This is a genomic window from Tessaracoccus sp. OH4464_COT-324 (assembly GCF_003932855.1).
Taxonomy (GTDB): Bacteria; Actinomycetota; Actinomycetes; order Propionibacteriales; family Propionibacteriaceae; genus Arachnia.
The window spans coordinates 1-305 of sequence record NZ_RQYZ01000185.1 but is presented as its reverse complement, the minus strand read 5'-3'; the positions used below and the strand labels follow the sequence as shown (position 1 = coordinate 305).

Sequence of the window (305 nt, the reverse complement as noted above, 5' to 3'; positions counted from 1 at the left end):
AATGATTTTTACCAAATACTTGACGATGCAAAATTGTTGTAAACTCATCAATGAAGTTGCCATAATTTTGCTCTAATTTATTTACTCGTAAACTCAAACGATTATAGGCCATAACTGCTGGAATTGCCGCAAATAAACCAATTGCAGTAGCAATGAGCGCCTCCGCAATACCTGGGGCAACCATTTGCAATGTTGCCTGTTTAGCACCACTTAATGCCATAAACGCATGCATAATACCCCATACGGTTCCGAATAGACCAATGTATGGGCTAATAGACGCAACTGTCGCCAAGAATGGAACTCTG

General features: G+C 40.3%; 1 protein-coding gene. It reads right to left on the bottom strand.

Annotated elements, in window-relative coordinates; all coding sequences use genetic code 11:
• Nucleotides 1-305 (bottom strand): MotA/TolQ/ExbB proton channel family protein (locus tag EII42_RS12710; RefSeq protein WP_199729917.1); only part of this gene is annotated, 305 nt, incomplete at both ends.